Raw genomic sequence first — 26,036 nt, forward strand, 5'->3', positions numbered from 1 at the left:
CTGTGTGATGCATCCGCATCGCCATTTCGATTATCCGATTGTTGACGGTCATTGGCCATAATCACGGCGCAATGGTGTAATTAGAATGGTATTGTTGATGCACGATTCCCTGACCGCAGGTGCCCTGTCATGTTGACCCGACGTTCCTTTGTCGCCGCTGCCGCCGCGCTGCCCTTGGCTGCACCTGCGCTTGCGAATACCGCCACGTCCTACCCACGATTGCCGCGTAAATTCCGGCCGCAAATCGTTGATGTGAACCCCGATTTGCCCGCCGGCGAAATCCATGTTGTGCAAAAGGAATTCTTCTTGTTCTGGACGTTGGGTGATGGTCGCGCGCGTCGTTATGGCATCGCAACCGGGGCCGAGGGGCGCAATTACCGCGGTGTGCTGACCATCGCCCGCAAGGCTGAATGGCCCAGCTGGCGGCCGACCCCTGACATGATCCGCAAGGAACCAGAGGTTTACGGCCCCTATGCCGCGGGTCTGCCGGGTGGGCATCCGCGCAATGCGATGGGCGCTCGGGCGCTGTATCTGCACGATCATCGCGGTGACACGTTCTATCGCATTCACGGAACGCCGTTGCACGACAGCATCGGCCAGGCGTTTTCGTCCGGCTGCGTGCGTCTGCGCAACGACCACGTTGCCGAATTGTATGACATGGTGCCGGTCGGCACCCGCGTTTACCTGTTCTGAAGGTCGGATCGGTTTAACTGCCGGTCCAGCCTATAGCCCAGATCGGATGGCAGGTCGTCATAGCGGGCATGAACCAGATAGTGATTCCATAGCCATCCTAGAACCTGCCGCCGCAGTGTCTTGTCAGGCTTCCAGTCGGTTGACCGCCTTATGGCGTGGTCAAGGTCTTGTGCATTGCGCGCACGCAAGACAAGCCCGTCGATATCATAGCAGGCATTGGCCAGAATGATGGCCGGGCGGTCCATCAGCACAGCTTCGAGTCCGACTGTCGAATTCAGCGTGATAACGGCCTGTGCGCCCAGAATCAGGTCCCGGGTCACGTTGGTATTGGCAAAGACCACCCGCGGATGCGGGGTGATGTCACCCTGCACGGACAGTGGAAAACTGGGGTGTTCCTTGATGACGAAAACCCGGTCCAGATGCCGTTCGGCGGCATCGCGGATGACGTTGTAGAATTGGTGCATGTCGCGCACCCATGGCGAATGCAGCGTGACCTGCATGTCGGACGGGACTTGAAACGCGACAAAGATATAGCTGTCCGGCAACGCGATCGGGTCGGGCCCTTTGGCCTTGGTCGCCCGCTGGTTCAGCAGGTCAGGCAGCCCGGGCGCTGCAAAATCGGTGTCGCTGTTCAGGTAGAAGGCAGGATCGCGCGGCACGCTGTTGGCAGCGTTCAACCCATGCGGGTCGATTTGCAGTGTGCCGGGGAAAAACCCGGCCTCGATGAACAGACGTTCGCGGTTCAGGCGGTCCGCCACGCTGGCCAGCACGGATTCGGGGAACAGCGATCCGTTATAGATCAGCGCCGCCCTGTCGGGATCGTCCGACAATTGCGCCGCAAGCCGGTATTCAAGCAGCCGAGCCTCGACCGCCTTGAGCCAGCCGTACACCCCCCCGATGACCCGGTTCCCGAATACTGCGGGCAACCGGATTCGTTTGCGCGTCAGGTTGCCCGCAACAAGATCATGTGCGGGATCGCGGATGGCGCAGCACAACGCAGCCAGCACGCCGCGCCAGCCCTGCGTGCCGTGCAGGGCCCGCAGCGTCGCCCCGGTCCCGGTCTGCACGGTGTCCGACAGGGCCCCGAGGGCCCCGTCGAAGTGTTGCACGACGCCGGTATCCAGTTTCAGCCAGCGCCGTGACATGGGTCAGTCAGCCTTGAGCGCGGTTTTGCGCAGGTAGGGCAGAACGGTGGTGAATTCACCGAATTTTGCCTTTGCGTCGGCGTCCGACACGGTGGCCGGAATGATCACGTCGTCGCCCACGTTCCAGTTGGCAGGTGTCGCCACACCGTTCTTGGCGGCGGTCTGCAGGCCGTCCAGTGCGCGCAGCACCTCGGCAAAGTTGCGACCGACGTTCATTGGATAGACCATCGACAGCTTCAGCTTCTTGTCGGGGCCGACGATGAAAACGGCGCGCACGGTGGCGGTGTCGTTCGGCGTGCGTCCGTCAGGCAGATAGGCCTCGGCCGGGAGCATGTCGAAGGCCTTGGACAATGCCAGATCGGTGTCGGCGACGATCGGAAAGCCGGGATTTGCCCCGCTGGCTGTCTCGATGTCCTTTTTCCACTTCTTGTGGTCCTCGACACCGTCGACGCTGATGCCCAGCACGTTGGTGTCGCGCTTTGCCCATTCGTCGGCGAGTTGAGCGACCGCACCAAATTCGGTGGTGCAGACAGGCGTGAAATCCTTGGGGTGGGAAAACAGGATGGTCCATTTGTCGCCGACGAAATCGTGCAGGCTGATCGGTCCGTGATCGGTTTCAACGGTCAGGTCGGGGATCGTGTCGTTGATGCGCAGTGCCATGTCGTGATGTCCTTGTGCGATGATTGGTTGCTCTTCACATAGACATTCACGCCGGGGTTTCCAACGCTTGCGGGGCGCGACCGGCAGTGACACTCTCACCTCAATTCCCACAGGAGCCTGTCATGCTGGACAAACGCGAATTCTATATCGATGGACGTTGGATGGGGCCCGCTGCCCCCCGTGATTGCGAGGTCATCGACCCCGCGACCGAAGAGCCATGCGCCGTGATTTCATTGGGCGATCAACGCGATACCGACGCCGCCGTGATTGCGGCAACCGCCGCCTTTCCGGACTGGGCCGCGCTGAAACCGGCTAAGCGGGCGGAATATTGCGCAGCAATCCTGGATCAATACCGCGCCCGCAAGGACGAGATGGCCGAGGCGATCCGCGCCGAGATGGGTGCACCCATCAAGCTGGCCCGCGAAAGCCAGGCGCCCTGCCTGTCGTGGCATTTGAAGAATTTTCTGGATGCGATGGAACAGATCGACTGGTCCCGCCTCTTGGGGGATCATGCGCCCAACGACCGGATCGTGCTGGAACCCATCGGCGTGGTCGGGCTGATCACCCCATGGAACTGGCCGATGAACCAGGTCACGCTCAAGGTGATTCCGGCGCTGTTGGCCGGCTGCACCGTCGTGCTGAAACCCAGCGAAGAAGCCCCGCTGTCGTCAATGCTGTTCGCAGAGTTCGTTCATGATGCCGGCGTGCCTGCGGGCGTGTTCAATCTGGTGAACGGTGACGGCGCGGGTGTCGGTGCGCAGCTGTCATCGCATCCGGATGTGTCCATGATCAGCTTTACCGGATCGACCCGTGCGGGCATCGCGATTTCCAAGGCGGCGGCAGACACGCTCAAGCGGGTGACGCTGGAGCTGGGCGGCAAGGGTGCCAACGTGATTTTTGCCGATGCAGGCCCCAAGGCGGTCAAGCAGGGCGTGCTGCATTGCATGCAGAATTCCGGTCAATCGTGCAATGCGCCAACCCGGATGCTGGTCGAGGAGTCGATCTATGACCAGACGGTGGCAGAGGCCGCCGAGATCGCCCAGGGTATCAAGGTCGGCCCCACCGCCGAGGATGGTCGCCATATCGGTCCGGTGGTGAACAAATCGCAATGGGACAAGATCCAGAGCATGATCGAACGCGGTATTGCAGAGGGTGCGCGCCTCGTGGCCGGTGGTCCCGGTCTGCCGGAGGGCGTCAACCGCGGCTATTATGTTCGACCGACGGTGTTCGCTGACGTGCGCAACGACATGGATATCGCGCAGCAGGAAATCTTTGGCCCGGTGCTGTCGATCATTCCGTTCAAGGATGAGGCCGATGCGGTGCGCATCGCAAATGACACACCCTACGGATTGACCAATTACGTCCAGTCCGAAGACGGGGCCAAGCGTAACCGTATGGCGCTGGCGTTGAAATCGGGCATGGTCGAGATGAACGGGACCTCGCGTGCGGCAGGCAGCCCCTTTGGCGGGATGAAAATGTCCGGGCGTGCGCGCGAGGGTGGCGTCTGGGGCATCGAGGAATTCCTCGAGGTCAAGGCGATCAGCGGCTGGTCCACGGACTGACCGCAGGCAGAGTTTTCGCGAAAACTCTGACAGGGCCGATTTTTCGCGAAAAATCGGGGGATCAGAACGGTGGCTTGGCGGAAACCTTGACCGGCAAGCCACCGTCCGGATGACGGAAAGCCAGCGATTCGCTGTGCAGCATCAGGCGCGGGTAATCCAGCGCGGCACCCGTTGCGTAGAACGGATCGCCCAGGATCGGATGACCGATAGCCAACATATGCACCCGCAGTTGGTGGGACCGGCCAGTCTTTGGCATCAGGCGCATCCGGGTTTCGTCACTCCCGCGTTTCAGCCGGCGCCAGTCAGTCACAGCGGCGCGGCCATTTGCATGGTCGACCATCTGGCGCGGACGGTTCGGCCAATCCACGCACAGCGGTAAATCGACAGTGCCCTTGGCCTCGGCCACCTGGCCGTGCACCCGGGCGACATAGGTCTTGCGTGTCTGCCTGTTCTCGAATTGCAGGCCGAGGTGGCGCTGCGCATGGGGCGTCAGGGCAAAGACCATCACCCCGGAGGTATCCCGGTCCAGTCTGTGCACCAGCAGCGCATCGGGAAAGACGGACTGCACGCGGGCGATCAGGCAGTCTGCCAGATGCGGGCCTTTGCCGGGGACGGACAGCAACCCCGCGGGTTTGTCGACCAGCAAGACCTGATGGTCATGGTGGAGCACCACCAGCGGGTCCTGTGGCGGGGTGTAGGTGTCGGTCATCCCTGCGCGACCCGCTCGCCAAAGATCGCGGACCCGACACGGATATGCGTGGCCCCCAGCGCGATCGCGCTTTCAAAATCGCTGCTCATGCCCATGGACAGGCCGGTCAGCCCGTTGCGCGCTGCAAGTTTGGCGAGCAGCGCGAAATGCAGTGATGGTTCCTCATCGACGGGGGGGATGCACATCAATCCGCGCAGGGGCAGATCCAGCGCGCGGCACTCTGTAACAAAACGATCCGTATCGGCGGGCAGCACGCCGGATTTCTGAGCCTCTTCTCCTGTGTTCACCTGAATGAACAGATCGGGACACTGGCCTTCTTCCTGGGCGATTCGCGCGATGGTCTGTGCCAGTTTCGGACGGTCGACGGTATGGATCGCATCAAAGAGCTGTATCGCGCTGCGGGTCTTGTTGCTTTGCAGCGGGCCGATCAGATGCAGGTCGATGTCTGTGTAACGCTTTGCAAAATCTGGCCATTTTCCACTGGCCTCCTGCACCTTGTTTTCACCGAAACAGCGGTGGCCCTGATCCAGCACATGCGCCACCCGGTCGAGAGGCTGGACCTTTGAAACGGCGATCAGGGTGATGTCGGCGCGCGGGCGGCCTGCTTTTTCAGCGGCTTTGGTGATGCGGTCCTCAATCGTGGATAGGGTCACTGGATGTCCTCTGTGCTGGGCAAAGATGCGGCCTCGTTGGTCAAATAGGACAGAACGGTGGCGGTGTCATGATGGGAAGCTGTCGGCATTGTGTGTCCCTCGTGCATCATTTGTCCGTGACCCCCTTACTGCGGGGCCAATTTCCTTGAGTGCGGGCCGCAACAGGCGCAAATACGCTGCAATGCCGGACAACTGGCATATTCGGGAATGCAAACACGAGGGAATTATCCATGAAAAGCATCCTTCTTACCTCGACCGCGCTGGTTGCCTTTGCTGGCGCCGCGATGGCAGAGAGCCACGAAGCAATGGCACCGATGGCCGATGGCACGATCGCTGCTAGCGATACGCCGATGGAAGCACTTGGCGCCGCTGATGGCGTCGTGGTTGGTGCCGACGGTGAGTTCGGTTACAACGAAGAAGTCGAAGGCGGCTTCTATTTTGACGGTGGCCTGTCGATCACGACTTCCGCTGGCATGAACATGGGCCTGACCGCTGGTCTGACCCTGGACATCGACCTCGGTTTTGGTGATGCGGAATCGTCCAGCCTGACCGGTGAGGGTGGTGCTGGTACGTTCGGCGATATCTCCATCGACGCATCCGACTTTGTCGTGTTCGTCGAAGGCCAGGGCGCTGCACTGTACGTTGGTGATACCGAAACCGGTGCTGCAACGCGTTGGTCCGGCACCACGAACATGGAAAACGACGGCTTCCTCGAGCAGGACGACGTTGATGATGGCGCAGACGACGGCGACTTCGTTGACGGCGTGATGCGCGGCGACCTGGAAATGGGTCCGATCGCAGCATCGCTGTCGTTCCTGCTGGTTGACGGCAGCGACGATCAGGATCTCGACAGCCTCGATGGTCTGTCGCTGGGCGTCGAAGGCACCTTTGGCGGCTTCGTGATCGGTATGGCTTACCAGGAAGAGATTTCCGACAGCCTGGTCGACACAGTGTCCACCGACACCAACGCTGACGGCATCATTGGCGCATCCGAACTGGGTAACGACGATCCCGGCACCGTTGACGAAATCATCGGTCTGTACGCTGGTACGTCCTTTGCAGGCGCAGACGTCAAAGTCGCATACGCCAGCAACGAAACCACCAACGAAGACTCGCTGGGTCTGCAGGTCGACTACCCGTTCGGTCCGGTTTCGGTTTCGGCATTCTACTCTGCTGAATCCGCAGTCGACGACAACTACGGTATCGGCGTCTCCTACGAGAACGGCCCGCTGGCTGGTGCAGCATACTTCCACGACGGTAACGACGAAGAAATCGGTCTGGAAGCATCCTACGTGCTGGGCAACGGCCTGACCATGTACGCCGGTTACATCGACAACCGTGGCGTTGGTGACGACTACGAAGCCTATGCAGCGGCAACCTACGACCTGGGTGGCGGTGCTGAGCTGATCGCCGCTTACGGTGACACCGGTGACGACTACACTGGCGCGAACGACGAGATCGGTAACTCCTTCGAAGTGAACGAAGGTGTGACGGTCGCAGTGTCCTTCACGTTCTAAGCGATACACTCTCATTCGAGAGTCGGGGGCGGTCCGCAAGGGCCGCCCCTTTTCGTTTCAGGGTGCTTATCGCGGGGCTGGGCTTGTGACAGGCTTGTGGCTTCGATAGATAATTAGGCAATGCCAATTGCGCGACGGGGCCTAGACGTGACTCATGCCATCCGATCTGGCCGAACGGCCATAATCAGTCTGATGTTCGTGGCGTTGACCGGTTGCGGACTTCTTGGATTTGGCGGGGGTGCATCGGCACCGGCCGCTGCCCCGTCCGGTCCTAACCCCTATCTGTATAATGCAAGCCTGCAGGTTCTGTCGTTTCTGCCATTGGAATCGGCCAATCAATCGACCGGGCAGATTGTCTATGGGTTCGGGCGCGCACCGGGTGCCGCGCAGTCCTACCGCGTGGTTGCGACGGTCACCGGCAATGCGCTGGATGCCCGGTCTTTGGTCGTGGATGTCCGGTCTGCCAGCGGGGCTGCATCAAGCGAAGTGCGGCGCGGCATCGAGGATGCAATCTACACACGTGCTCGCGCACTGCGGATCGCTGACCTCGCGCCCTGAATAATTCTGAACGTATTCTCTGGGCCGGGTTCTGTCCCGGCTCTTTGTCATTAGAAAGTCTGATACCGATGTCGTCCTACGCTCCGTCCGAAATCGAACCGAAATGGCAGGCCGCATGGGCCGATGCCGGGACCTTTGTGTCCGAACGTGACGAGTCCAGGCCGAAATACTATGTGTTGGAAATGTTCCCCTACCCATCGGGGCGCCTGCACATCGGTCACGTGCGCAACTACACGATGGGTGACGTTGTGGCCCGGTACAAGATGTCGACAGGCCACAACGTGTTGCATCCGATGGGGTGGGATGCCTTTGGGATGCCTGCGGAAAATGCGGCAATGGCGACCGGTGGGCACCCGTCGGATTACACCTACAACAACATCGCCGAAATGAAGACCCAGATGAAACCGCTGGGATGGTCCCTTGACTGGAGCCGTGAATTCGCGACCTGCGATCCTGCCTATTACGGTCAGCAGCAGGCGCTGTTTCTGGACTTCCTGGAAAAAGGTCTGGTCTACCGCAAGAACGCCGTGGTGAACTGGGACCCGGTCGACATGACCGTGCTGGCCAACGAACAGGTCGAGGATGGCAAGGGCTGGCGGTCCGGCGCAGAGGTCGAGCGCCGCGAGCTGACGCAGTGGTTTTTCAAGATTTCCGACCATTCAGAAGAACTGCTGGAGGCGTTGGACGGTCTCGACAACTGGCCGGCCAAGGTCAAGTTGATGCAGGCCAACTGGATCGGCAAATCGCGCGGTCTGCAATTCTCTTTCAGCTTGATCGACGGCCCCGCAGGGCATGACCGGGTCGAGGTCTATACGACGCGACCCGACACGCTGCTCGGTGCGTCATTCGTCGGAATTTCGCCCGATCATCCGCTGGCCAAACAGCTGGAGGCCGACAATCCTGATGTCGCCGCCTTCTGTGCTGATGTCCGCAAGGGTGGCACAACCGAAGAGGCGCTGGAAAAGGCTGAAAAGCGTGGTTTCGATACCGGTCTGCGCGTCCGCCATCCGTTCGACACCGCCGCCGAACTGCCGGTCTATATCGCGAATTTCATTCTGATGGATTACGGCACCGGCGCGATTTTCGGGTGCCCGGCACACGATCAGCGCGATCTGGATTTTGCGAAAAAATATGATTTGCCCATTAAAGTTGCTTTGAAACCCGTTGGCGCAATCGAGATCGATCCAAAAATTCGTGAACACCAAGAGTATATTCGGGACTTCAAACTAAACCCTAGCGAAAAGTCGCACTGGGCATTTGGCGACGAAGATTCCGGCGAGATTGAGTTTATCTGGATTAAAGACCACGCTTTGTCGTTTGGAAGTTATGCGCCGATAAAGCCAAGCAAGATTCCGCAAATGAACGAACTGATGTTGAAAATCAGGTCGCAGATAGGAATATACAAGGCATCCGAAGGCTTTGAGTACCCTGGTTTTAGTGCGATACGCTATCCGGCTACGGTGAGCGAGGCGATATCCGACGCGATCACGTTCTGCGAGGAAAATGGCGTCGGTCACGGCGTGACGAAATTCCGCCTGCGCGACTGGGGGCTGAGCCGTCAGCGCTATTGGGGTTGCCCGATCCCGGTGGTGCATTGCGACGCCTGCGGGGTCGTGCCCGAGAAAAAGGAAAACCTGCCGATTGAGCTGCCTTATGACGTCAGCTTTGACGTGCCGGGCAACCCTTTGGACCGGCATCCGACGTGGCGTGATTGCGCCTGTCCGTCATGCGGTGCTGCGGCACGGCGCGAAACCGACACGATGGACACCTTTGTCGATTCGTCGTGGTATTTCGCCCGGTTCACAGCGCCAGGGGCCACAACCCCGACCAGCGCAGAAGATGCCGCCTATTGGATGAACGTCGACCAGTATATCGGTGGGATCGAACACGCGATTCTGCACCTGCTGTATTCGCGGTTCTTCGCCCGTGCGATGCATATGACCGGGCATTTGCCGGAAACGGCCAAGGAACCGTTCGATGCGCTGTTTACCCAAGGCATGGTGACCCACGCGATCTATACGACCAAGAACCCGCAGGATGGCCGCCCCGTTTATCACTATCCCGAAGAGGTCGAGCTGCGCGACGGCAAGGCGTATCTCAAGGAGGCAGGCACCGAAGTGACGGTGATTCCGTCGGCCAAGATGTCCAAGTCCAAGAACAACGTTGTCGATCCCACGCGCATCGTTGCGGAATTCGGCGCTGATACTGCCCGCTGGTTCGTCTTGTCCGACAGCCCGCCGGAACGTGACGTTGAATGGACCGCAGCCGGTGCAGAGGCCGCGCACAAGCATCTGGGCCGCGTCTGGCGGATTGCCTCGGACATCGCCCAAGACACTTCCCCCGCCTCTGACGCGGATGAGGCCCTTCTCAAGGAGATGCACCGCGCGATTCGCGATGTGACCGGTGGGATCGACAGTTTCGGCTTCAACGCGGCCATTGCAAAGCTCTATGCCTTTACCAATGCGCTGTCGAAATCCAAGGCAGGGAGCGCGGCCAAGCGGACAGCCGCGATGACGCTCGCGCAGTTGATGGCCCCGATGACACCGCATCTGGCAGAGGAAATCTGGGCGCTCTTGGGTGGTGAGGGGCTGGTCATCGACGCGCCCTGGCCGCAGGTCGACGAGGCGATGCTGGTCGACGCCACGGTCACCTTGCCGATCCAGGTCAATGGCAAACGCAAGGCCGAGATTGTTGTCGCGGCAGACGCCTCCAAGGACGAGATCGAGGCACTGGCGCTGTCACAGGACGCGGTGCAGCGGATGCTGGACGGTGGTGCCCCCAAGAAGATCATCGTCGTGCCGGGCCGGATCGTGAACATTGTCATCTGAGGGCATCACCCGACGTGCGGCCCTCTTGGCTGTGCTTGCGCTGGGGGCCTGCGGGTTCACACCCGCTCTGGCACCGGGGGGCACGGGTGACGCCTTGCGGGGGCAGGTCGCGATCGAGGCGCCACGCAGCATTGCCGGCTTTGCGATACGGTCGCGTCTGGTTGACCGTCTGGGCGATGGTGCCGGGCCATATCGCCTGTCCGTCAGTCTGGACCGCGCCCAAGAGGCGGCGGCGTTGTCGACGGGTGGGGACATCCTGCGGTACAACGTGGTTGGTGCCGCAGGCTGGGCGCTGACGGATGCGGACGGGATGCGTCTGGGCGGCGGTCAGGTCGATGCCTTTACCAGCTATGCGGCCACGGGATCGACCGTGGCGACGCAAACGGCCGCGACCGACGCGAATGGACGCCTGATGATCCTGTTGGCCGACCGGATCGTGGCGGACATCTATCTGTTGGACCTCGCGCGATGAAGCTGGCGGGCCGGGATGCGGCCGGGTTCCTGCGCAAGCCTGACCCGACCCGCGCAGGCATTCTGATCTTTGGTGCGGACCCCGTCCGTGTGGCCACGGCGCGTGCGCAGGTGATCGCGGCACTGGTCGGCCCGCAAGGCGAAGCCGAGATGCGGCTGACGCGCATTCCTGCCGGTGATCTGCGCAAGGACGGCGCAGTGTTGGACGACGCGGTCAAGGCGCAGGGGTTTTTCCCAGGGCCGCGCGTTGTGCATCTGGACGAGGCGACGGATGGGCTGTCACAGCAGGTCGCTGCCGCACTCGAGGATTGGCGCGAGGGCGATGCACAGATCGTTGCGACCGCAGGCCAGCTGACGGCCAAGTCAGCCCTGCGCAAGGCATTCGAGGGGCACCGTAACGCGGTTGCCATCGGACTGTATGATGATCCACCGGGGCGGGATGAAATCGAGGCCCAGCTGTCAGCTGCCGGTCTGCAACCGCCGTCGCGGGACGTGATGGAGGCGATCACAGGCCTGGCCCATGGCCTGACGCCGGGCGACTTTCGCCAGACGATCGAAAAACTGGGCCTGTACAAGCGTGGAGATACGCTGCCCGTGACGGTCGAAGAGGTGCATCTTTGCGCACCGCAGGCAGCCGATGTGGATGTGGACGACATTCTGGATGTGGTCAGTGCCGGCGACACTGCGCAGATCGGCACCGTTCTGCGTGACCTATATGCGCAGGGTGTCGCGCCCACGACGCTGTGCATCGGCGCGATGCGCCATTTCCGGCGGTTGCATACGGTTGCGTCCGATCCGGGCGGTGCAGGGCAGGGGATCGCACGGTTGCGCCCGCCGGTGTTCGGTCCCCGCCGGGACAAGATCATGCGTCAGGCCAGCCACTGGGGCCGCGTACGGCTGGAACAGGCGCTGACGACACTGACGGATACCGACCTGACGATCCGGTCATCCAGCCAGGCCCCGCAGGCGGCCCTGATGGAACGCACGCTGATCCGTCTGGCAATGATGGCACGCCGCTAGGCGGACCGGGTCACCACATCTGCGCAATAGCAAAGGTTCAAACGAAAAAGGCTGACCCGAAGGCCAGCCTTTCGAACTTCAAGATCCGGGGATCTATTAGTTGGTGGTGGTGGTCGCTGCAGCTTCGTCGTCGTCGCTGTCTGCGGATGCCAGAACCAGAGCTGCCAGCAGGCCGAGAACGACGTAGCCGGAGTTGATGGAGCCAGCAGGAGCCATCGGGGTGTCAACCATGACAACCGGTGCTTCCATGACTTCGGGTGCCAGGCCGCCAGCGGTAGCTGCGGCACCGGTCACTGCGATAGCAGCAGAGGCGGCGAGAGTAGTGATGATGCGCATGTCGGTACTCCAATTAGATGCACTGTGTGGATGATCTAGGGTTGTCTAACTACGTTTCACGCTCGAAACAAGATACTTCTTAATTTCGGGCGCTTGCGGCCCGTGTTCAGGGGCGATCCAGAACAAGGAAACCCAGTTCGGGGCTGATCGCCTGCCTGCTGCGGACAATCTGCCCGCTACCATCCAGCCAGTAAGTGTTTGTAAACGATAGGTTTTCGTTCTGACACTGCTCTTCGTAACGCCGCGTAAACACATCCAATTCGACGATTCTGATTGTTTCCGGACCGGCAGAATTGATGCTGCACTGCAACACTTCGGTTGAAATCTGGTCCAGATCGGACAGTGTTTCATGCGTTCTGACCGCATTTCCGCCGCCAGCGGCCAGTGCGCGGCGGGATTCGATCACCGATGCCGCCATCAGATCACGCGGAAAGCCGCGTGTGGCGATGACGATTCCGTTCTCTGTGGTGATGGATGCTTCGTCTTCACTGATCCAGGTGACGCGGTTGAGGTTGATGGCGGCGGGCACCATCAGGGCGCGCGATGTCCCCTCGTACGCCTCGACAACCATGACGTCGCCCGGCAGCTGATCTACCATGGCGCGGGTCACAACAAAGGGTGCGGCCTCGGTCGCGGGCTCTTGCCCAGGAAGGGGCAGGTAGTTCAACGCCTGTCTCACTGCACCGGCACCCTGGTCCCCCTCGTTCAGCGGACCGCATGCGGTCAGCCCAAGGATGCAGGCACCCATGGCTAATCCTTGCCAGACTGTCGTCATCGCCAGAACCTCCCGCTGGTATCCTCAAGGTCGTTGAACTGACCGTCGCGCAGGCTGTTGTACAGACGGCCCGGCACCCGCAGGCGCGCGCCGCCGTCACGTGTCAGCGAACGCAATCCCGTGGAAACGGTCCTGCGGGTCGGTGATCCGATAAAGTAATCGGCTGGAATCGTCAGGCGGATCCCCTTGTCAAAGGAGCCTTCGCCGAATTGGCTGAACGGCATGTCGGTCAGGGTAAAGAACCCGCCAACGCGCCAGCCGTTGTCGAATTCGCGGTCCAGCGAGAATGTTGCGCCATAGTCGCCTGCCAGGTAGCGGCCCACGTCCAGTTGCGCATGATAGCCCTCGCCGATGTCGTAGTAGCCGGACAGATGGCCTGTCACCACGTCGTAGTCGCCGACCTCGACCCGGTCGCCGTTGCGCTGCGTTTCATACAGGGCAAATCCGAACCCCATGTCCTGGTCGCGCAGCTTGGAATAATTCAGCTCTGCACCGATGGCCCAGCGGCGATCAACCGGCGCATAAAGTACCTCGCCGGACACGCCGCCGTACATTTTTTCCAGGTAGCCTGCCGTCAGGCGGCCATAGACCTCTGGCGCAAGGCGGTCGGCATAGGACACATACAGCCGGTCCAGCTGCAATCCGCCGTCCAGCCCGAAATAGGTCTGATCGGTCCGCACGTTCACGTAGTCATTGGAATCGCGGAAATCGACCAGCGGATCGCGTGCACCCAAGGCCGAGATGGAGGTTCGGCCCACGAACGACAGTTTGCGGGTGGCCTGATATTCGGCGTCAAAGGCCAGGCCGAAATCCGGGCTGATCGGTTCCCCCGGTGTGAACAGAACGAAATCGAGGTAAGGTCCGATGCCCCATTCGAATTTTGGGCTTGGCACGGGGGCCAGATCCAGCGGTGCATCGGGGCCTGCGGGCGCGATCGCGATTTCGTCGAAAATCGCTGCGGTGCTGCCGACGGTGTTTTCCAGATCCTCGAAATCCGTGCGCGGCAGGGATACGGCCGACAGGGGCAGGCCGTTGCGCTGGGGTTCCAGCACAAAGGTCTCGATCGCGTCAGGCATGACTTGCGTCATCATCCGGGCGACACGGCCAATGGCCTGCGTTTCGGACCGGTAGCGGTTGTTTTCGAACCGGACCCGCGCGGTGCGATCCGTCATGTCCAGACCGATCAGGTCGATGCCCTCGATCTCGAGCAAGCCTGTCAGCGCCTCTCGGATGGCGGGCTGTGCGCCGCGGTTCCACGATTGCGCGGCGCGCTGCGCCTCGGTGCGTGTCTTGATCGGGGCCGGTGCCCTGTCCAGCCCGCTGAATGTCGGGCGTTCGTTGGGGTTGATCGTGAATGTTGCACGCACCCCCAACTCGTTGCCGTACATATAGCTGGCCCCCAGTTCGACACCGGGTTTCGGGCGGTAGGACACGCCGAAATTCAGCGGCGAAGACACCTGCACGGCGGGCCGTGCCTGGCCCGGTTCATAGGCGATGGATGAATATTCTGCCTTGAAGGTCAGGTTCGGGGTCGCGGTATATTCGATCCCGCCAAATGGCGCGATATCGCCGCGAAACCATTGTTCGACCGACAGCTGACCGCCGGTGTTCACACCCGCATCCTCGTCAAAGACATCGGGTTCGTCGCGGGTATCAAAGCTGCCGCCCAGTGGGTTGCTGACCCCGTTGCGTTCGCCCATGCGCCCCCAGCCCAGACCGGCCGTCACCTTGAGGTTGGAACCGACGGATTTGGTGCCGACGATGTATTCGGAGCTGTAGCGGCCGGTACCAAGAAAATCGCGCAGACCCACCGCGACGGCAGGCAGATAGCGCCCCTCGTTCGTCAGGCGATACTGGATGTCGAAACTGCGGTCGTAGGTGGTTGCGATGCCGCGGGTGCCATCCGCGCGCAGGCTGCCGTAGATATCGAACACCCCGTAGCGAAAGCTGCCGGAAATCCGGTCATTCAGCTGAAAGGTCAGGGTCGTGCGGTATCCTGCGGTATCGGAATAGCTGCTGGTGATTGCCAGTTCGCCGCTGTCGGCTGTCTCGGCGGTGGGCATTTCCAAAAGACCGGTCGTACCAAAGCTTGTGTAGGTCGGACCCTCGGCGGACAAGGGTGCCGCCAGTACTGTCAACAGCGCAGCATAGCTGGTTGTCCTGGCATATTTCAGCGTCATCTGCGTCACCTTCGTCCCTGCTTTATGGGCTTCTAACAGGAGGGGCCGCAGTTGGAAATCTTGAAAATCCGTCGGGGGCGAATCGTGCCAAGCGGTCACACGCCAGCACCAGGACCGGACGCGGACGCCGCGGCAAGCGCCTGCTGCGCCGCTGCCCGCCCGGTCGCAAGGCAGGCCGTGATCAGGTAGCCACCGGTCGGCGCATCCCAATCCAGCATTTCCCCCGCGCAATATGTGCCGGACCTGTCACGCAGTGCAAATCCGTCCAGCGCGTCCCAGCGCAGCCCGCCCGCGGTCGATATGGCCTGATTCAGCGGCATGGGCCCCTGCACGGGCAGCGGTAGCGACTTGAGCGCCAGTGCCAGCGCGGCGGGGCTGTTGTCGGTCATGCGTGCACATTCGTTGAACAGCGCCTGTTTGACGACGGGCAGTTTGATCCCCTTGCGCAGCAGTGTCGCGCGGGACGGCTTGCCGGTGACGCGGGACAATCTGGCCGCGATGTCATCCACACCCAGATCGGGCAGCAAATCGACGTGCAGAGCTGCACCCTGCATCAGCGCATGGCTGACCTCGTAGATGCCGCCGCCCTCGACGCCGTCGCGTGTCAGAACCCATTCGCCCCGCGACGTCAGTTCCCCGGCCCGCAGGACCGTCGCCTTGACCGGCTGTCCGATGACAGTGGCCATGTGATGCGACCAATCCACGCGAAAACCGCCGTTTGACGCGCGAAACGGGGCAACCTGCGCAAATTGTCCGGCCCAGGCCCCATCGGACCCAAGGCGCTGCCAGCTTGCGCCGCCCATCGCGAGGATCGTGATGTCAGCTGACACATGCCGTGGTCCATCAGGCGTGTCGAACAGGCAACCATCTGCGTCAAAGCCAGTCCAGCGCCAGCGCATCCGGCGCTGCACACCCTGCGCATCCAGCCGCGCGAGCCAGGCGCGCAACAGCGGCGAGGCCTTCATCACGACCGGAAACACCCGCCCGGTCGATCCAGTAAAGACCTGCTGACCCAGATCATTGGCCCATTGGACTGCTTCATCCGGGCCAAAGGCTGCCAATGCGGCACGCAGGGCAGGCGAGGTTTCGGCGTAGCGGTCTGCGAATTTGGCGGGGTCTTCGGCCTTGGTCAGGTTCAGGCCGGATTTGCCCGCCATCAGGAACTTGCGACCGACCGACGGCATCCGGTCGGCGATCGTGACCGACAGCCCGGCACCGGACAGCACGTCGGCGGCCATCAGACCGGCAGGTCCGGCACCGATCACAAGGGCGGTCTGTGTCATGGCTTGGCGATCCTCTGTGTTGGATTATCTTGTGCGATGATGACGCGTGACCCGCAAGACACCCTTCCGACCTGTGCGCTGTGCCTGCGGCCGGTGCCGCCCGGCGTGCCGCAAAGCCAGCACCATCTGATCCCCAAGCTGAAGGGCGGCAAGGGTGGGCCGACCGTCCTGGTTCATCACATCTGCCACAAGGAAATTCACGCGACCCTGTCAGAGTCCGAACTGGCCCGGGTCTACAACACGCCAGAGATGCTGCGCAGTCATCCCCGGCTGGAAAAATTCGCAAAATGGGTCGCCAAACGCCCGCCGGAATTCATGTCCAAGGTGCCAAAGCGCAAACGCGGGCGTTAGGTTTGGTGGGCTGTCATCGTTAGAAAAGTGATTTCAGGTCGCGCACATGGTCTGCATCGGCCTGCAACGCTGCCGTCGCCATGGCGCGGGCCGCAGCGACGGGGTCATCCGCGACTTCTTCGATCAGTCCGTATGTCAGCGCCTGCTCTGCCGTCCATTTCTGCGCGCCCAGCAGCAGCGATTTTGCCCGCGCCGGACCGCACAGTGCCACCAGCCGGGGGGGATCGGACGGTTGCGGGCGCACGCCCATTTTCATCACCGGATAGAAAAAACGGGCCCCCGGCACCGCGATGCGCATGTCGCAGGCCAGCGCCATTCCCATCGCGCCCCCGGCCAGCGTGCCGTTCAGTGCGGCGATGGTCAGGCCGGGATGATCGGCAATGGCGGTGGACAATTCTTCCCACAGGGGTGAGGTGGCCAGCCTGCCGACATCGGCCAGATCGGCCCCGGCGCTGAAGACGCGCCCGTTTCCGGTCAGGATCAATGCGCTGGAATCCTGGGCGGCCTGCACGGCGCGGCACAGCTCTGCCAGCATGGCGGCAGTCAGTGCGTTTGCCTTGTCCGGGCGGTCCAGCGTGAGAATCGTCAGCTCGCCTTCGGTCGCGGTGTGGATCACGCGACGCCGACCATTTGGCGGATCTTTTCGTCGCGCAGTGACACATCCTGTCCCAGATGGCTGTCGGCCTCTGGCGTGCACATCCACACCAGCGCCTGTGCTGCCCATTCAGGCGGGATGTGGTCGGACCAGTCCAGCTGGCTGACAGGGCCAATGCCTGACGCCTTGATGTCCTTTTGCATGTCGGTGGCCACGGTGCCGGGCGACAGACCCATGACCCGCAGCCCCTTGCCGCGGGTTTCGCGGTCGGCCACCTGCGTCAGCATATAGGCCCCCGCCTTGGAGGCGCAGTAGGCGGACCACCCTTCGAGTGGGTTATGCGCTGCCCCCGAGGATACGGTGATGATGGTGCCGGAACCTTGCGCGATCATCGGCCCCATCGCGGCGCGTATCCCGTGCATGGCCCCCTTGAGATTGATGTCGATGGCCTTGGACCATGCCTCTGGGTCTGTGGATGACAGCGCACCCATCGGGTCGATCACGCCGGCATTGTTCACGATGACGTCAATCGCGCCATAGGTCTCGATTGCGGCACCGACGGCCTGTTCGACCTCCCAGTAGCGGGACACATCGCAGGGCACGGCCAGGGCCTTTTCACCGATCTCACCCGCGATTTCGACAATGTTTTCACGGCTGCGCGCGACCAGAACGACGTTTGCACCAGAAGCGGCAAAGGCGCGCGCCGCTGCTGCGCCGATCCCGCGGCTGGCCCCGGTGATAAGCGCAGTCTTGCCTGTCATGTCAAAGTTTTTCATCGTCAGTCCCTTTTGATCGTGCGACGCAACAACTAGCATCGTTTTAACGTTTTCAAAACCATCGCGGCAGAGAGTCCGGGATGCGACCAAAGGAATGACAAGATGACCCGTACCCAAAATCTTGCGCCCGTACTGGCCAGTGCTCTCTGCCTTGCGGGCCTGCCTGCCTTTGCCGATGTCACGCCCCGTCAGGTCTGGGACAACTGGCAGGCGATCATCGACAGGTCCGGCAGCGGGGCGGTGACCGTCGGCAATCTGGACGAGGGGGCAGACACGTTGACTGCGACGGACGTGGTCTACACGTTTGCCGGTTCCGACACGACAAGCGCCGTCATGGTTGATCGGATCACATTGCAGGACAACGGCGATGGCACGGTGTCGGTCAGCCTGCCTGACGACATTCCGGTGAACGTGCGCACCGACGAGGGCGAGCGCATTGAACTTTACGTCGCGCCGTCGGGTGCGCAGACGTTGGTCAGCGGCACGCCGGACGCGATGAACTATGCCGTATCGGCCGACCAGTATGTGGTGGGTCTGACCCAGATGGTCGACGCTGACGGCGTGCCGGTCGATCTGGATTTTCGCGTGGCGCTGAACAGTTTGACCGGCAACACCGTGCAGAACGCCGGGACCGATCTGAACATCACCTATGATTTTGCGGCGCAAAGTGTCGATCTGCTGGTCGATGGTGCCGACGACACGGGTGAAGCTTTTACCATGTCGGGCAAGATCGATGAGATGGCACTTGATGCTGACCTGACCTTGCCTGCGGGTGCCGATCTGTCCGATATCAGCGCGGATGATTTGTCGGGCGTGCTGGTGTCTGGTGGCTACGGATACGAATCCGCTGCCTATATCTTTGCCAGCTCTGGCGCGGAAATGTCGGCGGACGGTACCGCGACGACCGGTGCAGTCCGTGTGGATTTCGGCATTGACGCCGACAGTCTGCGCTATGCCGTCCGGGCTGACGATATGGTTACGGCACTGCGCGGCACGGAACTGCCGACCGCCGTCGAAGTCGCGGCTGCATCCTATGAGGTGGGGCTGACCATGCCGGTCAGCCCGTCGGATGAGCCCCAGCCGTTCGCGCTGAATTTTGGTTTGAACGGTGTGACGTTGAACGATGAAACCTGGGGTCTGTTTGACCCCATGGGTGCTGTTCCGCGTGATCCGGCCGATCTGGTCATCGATCTGTCCGGCACGATGCTGTCTGCAGACAGTGACGATACGGGTGCGGACGAGATGATGGAAAACCCGCTCGCGGGGCGCACCCTTGCCAGTCTGGATGTGAACGAAATCCGTCTGGGTGCCGCAGGTGCGCTGATCCGTGCCGTGGGTGCATTCACCTATGACCTGAACGGGGAACAGACGCTGTCCGATGTGACAACCCCCGAAGGGTCCGCCACGATCACGCTGACCGGGATCAACCAGTTGATCGACACGCTGATCGCCATGGGTGTCGTCCCGCAGGATCAGGCAATGATGGGCCGCATGATGCTGGGCATGTTCACGACGCCGGCAGGTGACGACACGCTGGAGACCGTTTTTTCGTTCACGAACGACGGTCAGATCACGGCAAACGGTCAGCGTATCCGTTGATCCGTTGTGTCGCGCCTTGCGGTGCTGGGGGTTGGGAACTAGGTCGATCGCGACAAGACAAGGACCATTTGACATGACCGAACTCTCTGATCTGACCCAGGCGATGCTGGATGCGGCCCGCAAGGCGGGTGCCGACGCCAGCGATGCGCTGGCCGTGGACGGCACCTCGATCGAGATCGCGGTGCGGGCCGGTGCGCTGGAAAAGGCGGAACGGTCCGAGGGTGTCGATATCGGCCTGCGCGTGTTCGTGGGACAGCGGCAGGCAAGTGTCGCATCCTCTGACACCCGGCCAGAGGCGATTGCCGAAATGGCTGCGCGCGCTGTTACCATGGCGCGCGAGGCACCGGAGGATCCCTATTGCGGGCTGGCGGCGCCTGATCAATTGGCAACCGACACCGATATGTCGCGGCTGGACCTGTGCGACCCGGCCCCGGAACCGGACCCCGCGATGTTGCAGGATATGGCGCTGCGCGCCGAGGCGGCGGCACTGCGTGTCGATGGGGTGTCGCAGGTGTCGGAAACCAGTGCAGGCTACGGTCGGCGTCGCATGCACCTGAGCCAGAGCAACGGATTCGCGGCTGGTTATGCGCGGTCGGATATCGGGTTGTCCTGCGTTCCGATCAGCGGGACCGGCACAGGCATGGAACGCGATTACGACTACGATTCGCGCATCTACATGACGGACATGCGCGACCCCGAGGATATTGGGCGCAACGCTGCCCTGCGCACTGTCGCACGGATCGGCGCGCGTCGTCCCAAGACGGGGCAATATCCGGTGCTCTTCGATGAACGGATCGCCAGCTCTTTGATCGGGCATCTGGTGCAGGCCACCAACGGCAGCGCCATCGCACGCGGCGCGTCGTTCCTGCGCGATGCGCTGGGCGAACAGGTGCTGCCCAAGGGCATGACCCTGACCGAGGATCCGCACCGCGCCCGCACGTCGGCCTCCAAACTGTTCGATGCCGAAGGATTGCCCACGCAATCGCGCCTGCTGGTCGATGACGGCAGGCTGACTGGCTGGACGCTGGACCTGGCCACCGGGCGCAAACTGGGGCTTCCGTCGACCGCGAACGCAGCGCGTGGCACGTCATCGGCACCGCGACCTGCGGTCACGAACCTGTCGCTGACGCAAGGCACGGCCAGTCGTGACGACCTGATCGCACAGATGGGCACAGGGCTGGTGGTCACCAGCATGATCGGATCGACGATCAATCCCAACACGGGCGATTATTCGCGGGGCGCATCCGGGTTCTGGGTCGAAAACGGGGAAATCGCCTATCCGGTGAACGAACTGACAATCGCGGGCAATCTGCGCGACATGTGGCTGACCATGATCGCGGCGAACGACGCGCGCACCCATCTGAGCCGGGTGGTGCCGTCGCTCTTGGTCGAGGGTATGACGCTTGCCGGCGATTGATCTGCCTTTGTTGATCGACGCGGCGCGGGCTGCGGGTGACATTTCGCTGTCGTTTCACGGACGGTCCCCGACGGTCTGGGAAAAGGACGGCGACCAGGGACCAGTGAGCGAGGCCGACCTTGCGGTAAATCGCATGCTGTCTGACCGTTTGCGGGCATCACGCCCGGACTACGGTTGGCTGTCAGAAGAATCGCCCGACGACACGGACCGCCTGGGCGCGCAGCGCGTGTTTGTGATTGACCCGATCGACGGCACGCGGGCCTTTATCCGCGGTGACAAGGATTGGGCCCATGCCATCGCCGTGGTCGAGGATGGCGTGCCTATCGCCGGTGTCGTCTATCTGCCTGCCCGCAGCCTGATGTTCGCCGCCGGGCTGGGACACGGGGCGACCTGTAACGGTCGTCCGATCCGGGTCAGCGGTCAGGCAAACGTCGCGCGTGCCCAGGTGCTGACCACGAAACCAAACCTTGCGCCGCATCATTGGTCGGGCGGCGTGCCGCCGTTCACGCGGGGTTTCCGGTCGTCGCTGGCCTACCGGATGGCGCTGGCAGCTGAGGGAAAGTTCGACGCCATGCTGACGCTGCGCCCGTCATGGGAATGGGACATTGCCGCGGGCGCGGTCATCGTGTCCGAGGCAGGCGGCCATGTCACCGACCGGCGGGGTCGGCCGCTGCGGTTCAACACCCCCAAACGTCAGCTGGATGGTGTGATCGCCGGTGGCGCGGTGGTGCCTGCGCTGCTTGCTGCATTGGTCTGATCAAGCGGGCGGTTGTGCCGGCCGCCAGCGCCGCCTAGTTTGACGCAAACCCTGCAAGAGGACGACACCATGACCCAACGCCTGCATCTTGTTTTTGGCGGAGAACTGATTGACCCGACCAAGAACGCCTTTGTCGATGTCGACAAGATCGACATCGTCGGCATGTTCCCGAATTATGACAGCGCATACAACGCCTGGAAGGCCGCAGCACAGCGGACGGTCGACGACGCGCATACCCGCTATTTCATCGCGCATATTCACCGTCTGCGGGACGAGGAGCAGGCTGCATCCTCGACCGAGGAACTGGGCCACTAGGCATGACGCCCTGCGTCTGGTGCCGCTGCGGATCGCCGGCGATTGCGACCATGGCCGATACGCTGGGCAGTCGGCTGGCCGATGATGGAGATACGGTTCGTTTCGTTCTGACAGGGGACGGGTCCACCCCGCATCCTCAGGGCAAACGCGAGGCGCGCGCCTATATCGACAGAACCCGGCCCGTCGCCTTGATCTGGATGGGCGGAACCGTTGATCTGGGCACGTTGCAGGCCGCGGCGGATGCGCAGCTGCCGGTGATCATGGTCAATATGGACGGGGCATCCATCGCGCCGTTGACGGGGTTCTGGACACGTGGACGCACGCGGGCTGTGCTGGGGCGGACCCGGTTGGTTCTGGCTGTCGACAAGGCGGCTGAACGGGCCTTTGTCGCGGCAGGTGTCGACCGGAAAAAGGTCAAGACGGATGTTCGGCTGGAAGAGCCGGTTTCCGTTCTGCCCTATACCGAAACAGACCGTCGTGCGATCGCGGACGCATTGAACAACCGCCCTGTCTGGTGTGCGACGCGGGTCACGATGAACATGGTCGCGGGCCTGATCGCCGCCCATCGCCACGCCACGCGGCGTTCGCACCGCCTGTTGCTGGTGGCCGAGGCCGCCGATCCCCGCGCGGGTGCCGCACTTGCCCAGGCCTTTGGCGACCAGCGATTGCTGACAGAACAGTCTTCAGTCGCGCAAATTCCACAAGAGGCAGCACAGGTGCATGTCGCTGACAGTGACGGCGATCTGGGTCTGTGGCTGCGACTTGCTTCGGTTACCTTTGCCGGGGGGACGTTCGACCGGTCCGACGCGCAGGACCCCTTTGCGATTGCAACGCTGGGGTCTGGCCTGATCCATGGACCGATGACGGAACCGTTCGCCGCGCGATATGCCAGGCTGGACGCAGCGCAGGCCACCCGCAAGATCGACCAGTGGACCGAACTTGGTCCGGCTGTCGAGGATCTGCTGGCGGCGGACCGGGTTGCGCGCCTCGTTGCGGCCGGGTGGGACGTGACGTCCCAGGGGGCCGAGGCCGCGGATCTGATCGTCAGCCTGATCCGGGACGCGGTCGATGGGATGGCCGCCTGATGCGCCCGCCCGGTTTCTGGTCGAATCCGCCGGATCATCCTGGGTGGCAGGCGCGGATGCTGGCACCCCTTGCAGGGCTCTATGCGCTGGGAACGGCGCGACGTGTCGCGCAAAGAGGCTATCGTGCGCCGGTCCCGGTGATCTGCATCGGCAACATCAATGTCGGCGGAACCGGCAAGACGCCGACGGCCATGGCGCTGGCCAGTCGCCTGCATGCGGCGGGACATGTCCCGCATATTGTGTCCCGCGGCTATGGGGGCGCGTTGGATGGCCCGGTCCAGGTCGTTGAACGCACCCATGATGCGGCGCAGGTCGGCGATGAACCGCTGCTGTTGTCTGCCTTTGCGCCCACGTGGGTTGCCAGGGACAGGGCTGCCGGGGTGCGCGCTGCCGTCGACGCGGGCGCGGACGTCATTCTACTGGATGACGGATTCCAGAACCCGGCAGTGGTCAAGGACCTGTCCATCGTCGTCGTGGATGCCGCGCGCGGATTTGGCAACGGTCGGGTGATGCCGTCAGGGCCATTGCGGGAACCGGTGGACGCAGGCCTGGCCCGTGCGGATTTGCTGCTGGCCATCGGTGATGCGGCGGCGCAATCCCGCTTTGCCGCGCAATGGCCTGTGCCGCAGTTGCGCGGCGAACTGGTGCCGCTGGTGACGGGGATGCCCTGGACCAGCCTGCGGCTGCTGGCATTTGCAGGGATCGGCCATCCCGAGAAATTCTTTGCCACGCTGCGCGCCATGGGGGCCGATGTGGTCCGTGCCGAACCGCTGGACGATCACCAGCCCCTGACCGAGGCGCTGATGACCCGTCTTGCGTCAGAGGCAAGGCTACGCACGGCGCAACTGGTGACCACCGAAAAGGACGCGGTGCGATTGCCACCCGCGTTCCGGTCCCAGGTTCTGACACTGCCGGTGCGGTTGCAGGTGGATGACTGGGGCCCGCTTGACCGGGCGTTGGCGGCGCTGGGTCTTTAGTCCAGCAGCGATTGATCCTGACCCAGTTTGGGTGACGGGCTGTCCGATACGGTCGTTGCGTCCGAAAACAGGACGGGCATGCGCACACCCGGAACGCCATCACGGTCGATCCGGAGTCCCCGCGCGATTACCTGCGGGTCCGCGAACACCTCTGCCATGTCGTTGATCGGTCCGGCAGGCACGCCGTGGGATTCGCAGCGCGCCAAAAGATCGGCCTTGGAGACCATGCGTGTGGCCGCCGTCAGCACCGCGTTCAGCGCGTCGAGATGGGCCAGACGGTCGGCATTGCTGGCAAAGCGCGGGTCCTTGGACAATGCGGGCAGGTCCAGCAGCGCGCACAGCCGTGCGAACTGGCTGTCGTTGCCGGTCGCGATGACGATATGCCCATCGGCGCAGTCGTAGACCTGATAGGGGGCAAGATTGGGGTGATGATTGCCCGTGCGTTCCGGTGGCGTGCCGGTGGTCAGGTAATTCATCGCCTGATTGGCCATGGTCGACACCGCAACGTCCAGCAGGGCCACGTCCAGATGCTGACCGCGCCCGGTGCTATGGCGCTGATGCACGGCCGCGAGGATCGCCGTGCTGGCATATATGCCGGAAAACAGGTCCATGACGGCGACACCCACACGGTTGGGCTGGCCGTCGGGTGGGCCTGTCACGCTCATCAGTCCGGACATGCCCTGAATGATGTAATCGTATCCCGCGCGGGTGGCATAGGGGCCGGTCTGTCCGAAACCCGTGATGGAACAATAGATCAGCGCGGGAAAATCATCGCGCAGGCTGGCGTAGTCCAGCCCGTATTTTGCCAGTCCGCCGACCCGGAAATTTTCGATGACGATATCCGCGTCAGCCAGCAGACGGCGCACTTGTGCCTGACCCTCCGGCGTGCGGAAGTCCACGACGACCGACGCCTTGCCGCGGTTGGTGCCGTGGAAGTAGGCAGCAGACCGGTCGCCAGCGCGATCGACAAAGGGTGGTCCCCAACGGCGCGTATCGTCGCCGTCGGGGGATTCGACCTTGATGACCGTGGCACCCAGATCGGCCAGCGTCTGGCCGCACCACGGTCCGGCGAGGATGCGGGCCAGTTCGATGACCTTCAGCCCGGCCAGGGGTTGCATCAGCCTTCCAGCTTGGCGTCGAGGATCGCCTTCATGTCGTCATAAGACATGTTGCTGTAGGCCTCGCCATCGATGATGAACGACGGTGTGGACCGGACGTTGTCGGCCGCCGCGTTCTGTTCGTACCATGCCACGAGGTTCTGCGCGTTCTCGGCGTCCTGCATGCAGGCGTCGAGCATTTCGTCGGTCAGGCCGGCGGTCTTGGCAACGGTGCGCAGATCGGCCGCGATCGTGGCGGGATCACCCGACGCGGTCCACATGCGCTGTTTGTCGTAGAATTCTGCGGTCACGCCAAAGAACCGCATTTCACCGCCGCACCGCGCCATCATGGACGCCCACAGGCCGGGACGGTCGAAATAGACCTCGCGGTAGATGAACCGCACCTTGCCGGTGTCGATGTAATCGGCCTTGAGCTGGGGCCAGACCGTCGCGTGAAAGTTTGCGCAATGCGGGCAGGTAAAGGATGCGTATTCGATCATTTCGATCGGGGCATCGGCATCGCCCATCACCATGTCCTGGATCGCGCTGGGATCGGCGTCCTGTGCGTTGGCCATGCCGACCAGAAGATTGCCGCCCTCGCCGCCAGTGGTAAATGCGATTGCGCCGATAGCGGCTAGTGAGGCCCCACCCAGAAGAAGTGTTCTACGGTTCATGTC

Annotated in this window: 26 protein-coding genes; 14 read left to right on the plus strand and 12 right to left on the minus strand. The window is 62.4% G+C overall.

All coding sequences use genetic code 11. From position 1 onward, the window contains the following. Positions 1-129: 129 nt before the first annotated feature. Positions 130-693 (plus strand): L,D-transpeptidase, encoded by a 564-nt coding sequence (locus AN189_RS02005; RefSeq protein ID WP_056030177.1) that lies wholly within the window; start codon positions 130-132, stop codon positions 691-693. On the opposite strand, the gene AN189_RS02010 is transcribed toward AN189_RS02005, so the two are convergent. Next, the gene (locus tag AN189_RS02010; RefSeq protein WP_056030181.1) at positions 681-1,838 is read right to left on the minus strand and encodes a nitrogen fixation protein FixF; all 1,158 of its coding nucleotides are present in this window, start codon (positions 1,836-1,838) and stop codon (positions 681-683) included. The genes AN189_RS02005 and AN189_RS02010 overlap by 13 nt on opposite strands. Positions 1,839-1,841: 3 nt before the next feature. After that, positions 1,842-2,498: a peroxiredoxin gene (locus AN189_RS02015; protein WP_056030184.1), complete on the minus strand. Its 657-nt coding sequence runs from the start codon at positions 2,496-2,498 to the stop codon at positions 1,842-1,844. 122 nt (positions 2,499-2,620) lie between these two features. Between AN189_RS02015 and AN189_RS02020 the strand changes: the two genes are divergently transcribed. Further along, positions 2,621-4,060: an aldehyde dehydrogenase family protein gene (locus AN189_RS02020; RefSeq protein ID WP_056030187.1), complete on the plus strand. Its 1,440-nt coding sequence runs from the start codon at positions 2,621-2,623 to the stop codon at positions 4,058-4,060. Positions 4,061-4,121: 61 nt separating this feature from the next. Here AN189_RS02020 and AN189_RS02025 read toward each other — a convergent pair whose 3' ends face one another. Then, positions 4,122-4,769 (minus strand): pseudouridine synthase, encoded by a 648-nt coding sequence (locus AN189_RS02025; protein WP_056030190.1) that lies wholly within the window; start codon positions 4,767-4,769, stop codon positions 4,122-4,124. After that, entirely contained in the window at positions 4,766-5,422 is a 657-nt protein-coding gene (locus tag AN189_RS02030) for a YggS family pyridoxal phosphate-dependent enzyme (protein ID WP_056030193.1), read from the minus strand. The genes AN189_RS02025 and AN189_RS02030 overlap by 4 nt, the downstream gene beginning before the upstream one ends. A gap of 230 nt (positions 5,423-5,652) precedes the next feature. Here AN189_RS02030 and AN189_RS02035 point away from each other — a divergent pair, with 230 nt between their 5' ends. The 5 genes from AN189_RS02035 to holA all read left to right on the plus strand — a co-directional run bounded on the left by AN189_RS02035 (position 5,653) and on the right by holA (position 11,816). Beyond that, positions 5,653-6,939 (plus strand): porin, encoded by a 1,287-nt coding sequence (locus AN189_RS02035; RefSeq protein ID WP_056030195.1) that lies wholly within the window; start codon positions 5,653-5,655, stop codon positions 6,937-6,939. 192 nt (positions 6,940-7,131) lie between these two features. Continuing rightward, complete coding sequence (locus AN189_RS02040; RefSeq protein ID WP_056030198.1) at positions 7,132-7,497, plus strand: DUF3576 domain-containing protein; 366 nt, start codon at positions 7,132-7,134, stop codon at positions 7,495-7,497. Between the two features lie 68 nt (positions 7,498-7,565). Next, a complete protein-coding gene (locus tag AN189_RS19540; protein ID WP_056030201.1) occupies positions 7,566-10,325 on the plus strand; it encodes a leucine--tRNA ligase in 2,760 nt (919 codons plus the stop codon). Between the two features lie 31 nt (positions 10,326-10,356). Then, positions 10,357-10,797, plus strand: a complete 441-nt coding sequence (locus tag AN189_RS02050) for a hypothetical protein (protein WP_253279538.1) — start codon at positions 10,357-10,359, stop codon at positions 10,795-10,797. Beyond that, the gene (gene holA / locus AN189_RS02055) at positions 10,794-11,816 is read left to right on the plus strand and encodes a DNA polymerase III subunit delta (protein ID WP_056030207.1); all 1,023 of its coding nucleotides are present in this window, start codon (positions 10,794-10,796) and stop codon (positions 11,814-11,816) included. The genes AN189_RS02050 and holA overlap by 4 nt, the downstream gene beginning before the upstream one ends. Before the next feature lie 96 nt (positions 11,817-11,912). Here holA and AN189_RS02060 read toward each other — a convergent pair whose 3' ends face one another. From AN189_RS02060 to AN189_RS02075, 4 genes are all read right to left on the minus strand, one after another. Next, positions 11,913-12,152, minus strand: a complete 240-nt coding sequence (locus AN189_RS02060) for a hypothetical protein (protein WP_056030209.1) — start codon at positions 12,150-12,152, stop codon at positions 11,913-11,915. A gap of 106 nt (positions 12,153-12,258) precedes the next feature. Next, entirely contained in the window at positions 12,259-12,927 is a 669-nt protein-coding gene (locus AN189_RS02065) for a YjbF family lipoprotein (RefSeq protein ID WP_083484206.1), read from the minus strand. Next, entirely contained in the window at positions 12,924-15,107 is a 2,184-nt protein-coding gene (locus AN189_RS02070) for a YjbH domain-containing protein (RefSeq protein ID WP_056030215.1), read from the minus strand. The genes AN189_RS02065 and AN189_RS02070 overlap by 4 nt, the downstream gene beginning before the upstream one ends. Positions 15,108-15,202: 95 nt before the next feature. Further along, a complete protein-coding gene (locus AN189_RS02075; RefSeq protein WP_056030218.1) occupies positions 15,203-16,390 on the minus strand; it encodes a TIGR03862 family flavoprotein in 1,188 nt (395 codons plus the stop codon). Positions 16,391-16,429: 39 nt separating this feature from the next. Here AN189_RS02075 and AN189_RS02080 point away from each other — a divergent pair, with 39 nt between their 5' ends. Next, complete coding sequence (locus AN189_RS02080) at positions 16,430-16,741, plus strand: hypothetical protein (protein ID WP_056030714.1); 312 nt, start codon at positions 16,430-16,432, stop codon at positions 16,739-16,741. A gap of 19 nt (positions 16,742-16,760) precedes the next feature. Here the strand turns inward: AN189_RS02080 and AN189_RS02085 are convergent, their stop codons facing one another. Next, positions 16,761-17,357 carry an enoyl-CoA hydratase/isomerase family protein gene (locus AN189_RS02085; protein WP_056030221.1) on the minus strand — a complete coding sequence of 199 codons (597 nt, stop codon included), beginning with the start codon at positions 17,355-17,357 and terminating at the stop codon, positions 16,761-16,763. Further along, positions 17,354-18,112: an SDR family oxidoreductase gene (locus AN189_RS02090; protein ID WP_056030719.1), complete on the minus strand. Its 759-nt coding sequence runs from the start codon at positions 18,110-18,112 to the stop codon at positions 17,354-17,356. The genes AN189_RS02085 and AN189_RS02090 overlap by 4 nt, the downstream gene beginning before the upstream one ends. 102 nt (positions 18,113-18,214) lie before the next feature. Here AN189_RS02090 and AN189_RS02095 point away from each other — a divergent pair, with 102 nt between their 5' ends. From AN189_RS02095 to lpxK, 6 genes are all read left to right on the plus strand, one after another. Then, positions 18,215-19,711, plus strand: coding sequence for a DUF2125 domain-containing protein (locus AN189_RS02095; protein WP_056030224.1), 1,497 nt, complete (start codon positions 18,215-18,217; stop codon positions 19,709-19,711). 73 nt (positions 19,712-19,784) lie between these two features. Then, positions 19,785-21,128 carry a TldD/PmbA family protein gene (locus AN189_RS02100; protein WP_056030227.1) on the plus strand — a complete coding sequence of 448 codons (1,344 nt, stop codon included), beginning with the start codon at positions 19,785-19,787 and terminating at the stop codon, positions 21,126-21,128. Then, entirely contained in the window at positions 21,115-21,885 is a 771-nt protein-coding gene (locus tag AN189_RS02105; protein ID WP_056030230.1) for a 3'(2'),5'-bisphosphate nucleotidase CysQ, read from the plus strand. The genes AN189_RS02100 and AN189_RS02105 overlap by 14 nt, the downstream gene beginning before the upstream one ends. Before the next feature lie 69 nt (positions 21,886-21,954). Next, entirely contained in the window at positions 21,955-22,200 is a 246-nt protein-coding gene (locus AN189_RS02110) for a DUF4170 domain-containing protein (RefSeq protein ID WP_056030722.1), read from the plus strand. Positions 22,201-22,250: 50 nt separating this feature from the next. Next, positions 22,251-23,285 (plus strand): 3-deoxy-D-manno-octulosonic acid transferase, encoded by a 1,035-nt coding sequence (locus tag AN189_RS02115; protein ID WP_172794837.1) that lies wholly within the window; start codon positions 22,251-22,253, stop codon positions 23,283-23,285. After that, the gene (gene lpxK, locus AN189_RS02120; protein WP_056030236.1) at positions 23,285-24,262 is read left to right on the plus strand and encodes a tetraacyldisaccharide 4'-kinase; all 978 of its coding nucleotides are present in this window, start codon (positions 23,285-23,287) and stop codon (positions 24,260-24,262) included. The genes AN189_RS02115 and lpxK overlap by 1 nt, the downstream gene beginning before the upstream one ends. Here lpxK and AN189_RS02125 read toward each other — a convergent pair. After that, the gene (locus AN189_RS02125; protein WP_157057348.1) at positions 24,259-25,383 is read right to left on the minus strand and encodes a CaiB/BaiF CoA-transferase family protein; all 1,125 of its coding nucleotides are present in this window, start codon (positions 25,381-25,383) and stop codon (positions 24,259-24,261) included. The genes lpxK and AN189_RS02125 overlap by 4 nt on opposite strands. Further along, on the minus strand, positions 25,380-26,033 hold the full coding sequence (locus AN189_RS02130) for a DsbA family protein (RefSeq protein ID WP_056030243.1): 654 nt from the start codon (positions 26,031-26,033) through the stop codon (positions 25,380-25,382). The genes AN189_RS02125 and AN189_RS02130 overlap by 4 nt, the downstream gene beginning before the upstream one ends. Positions 26,034-26,036 lie beyond the last annotated feature (3 nt).

Source organism: Loktanella sp. 3ANDIMAR09 (assembly GCF_001420005.1).
Classification (GTDB): domain Bacteria; phylum Pseudomonadota; class Alphaproteobacteria; order Rhodobacterales; family Rhodobacteraceae; genus Loktanella.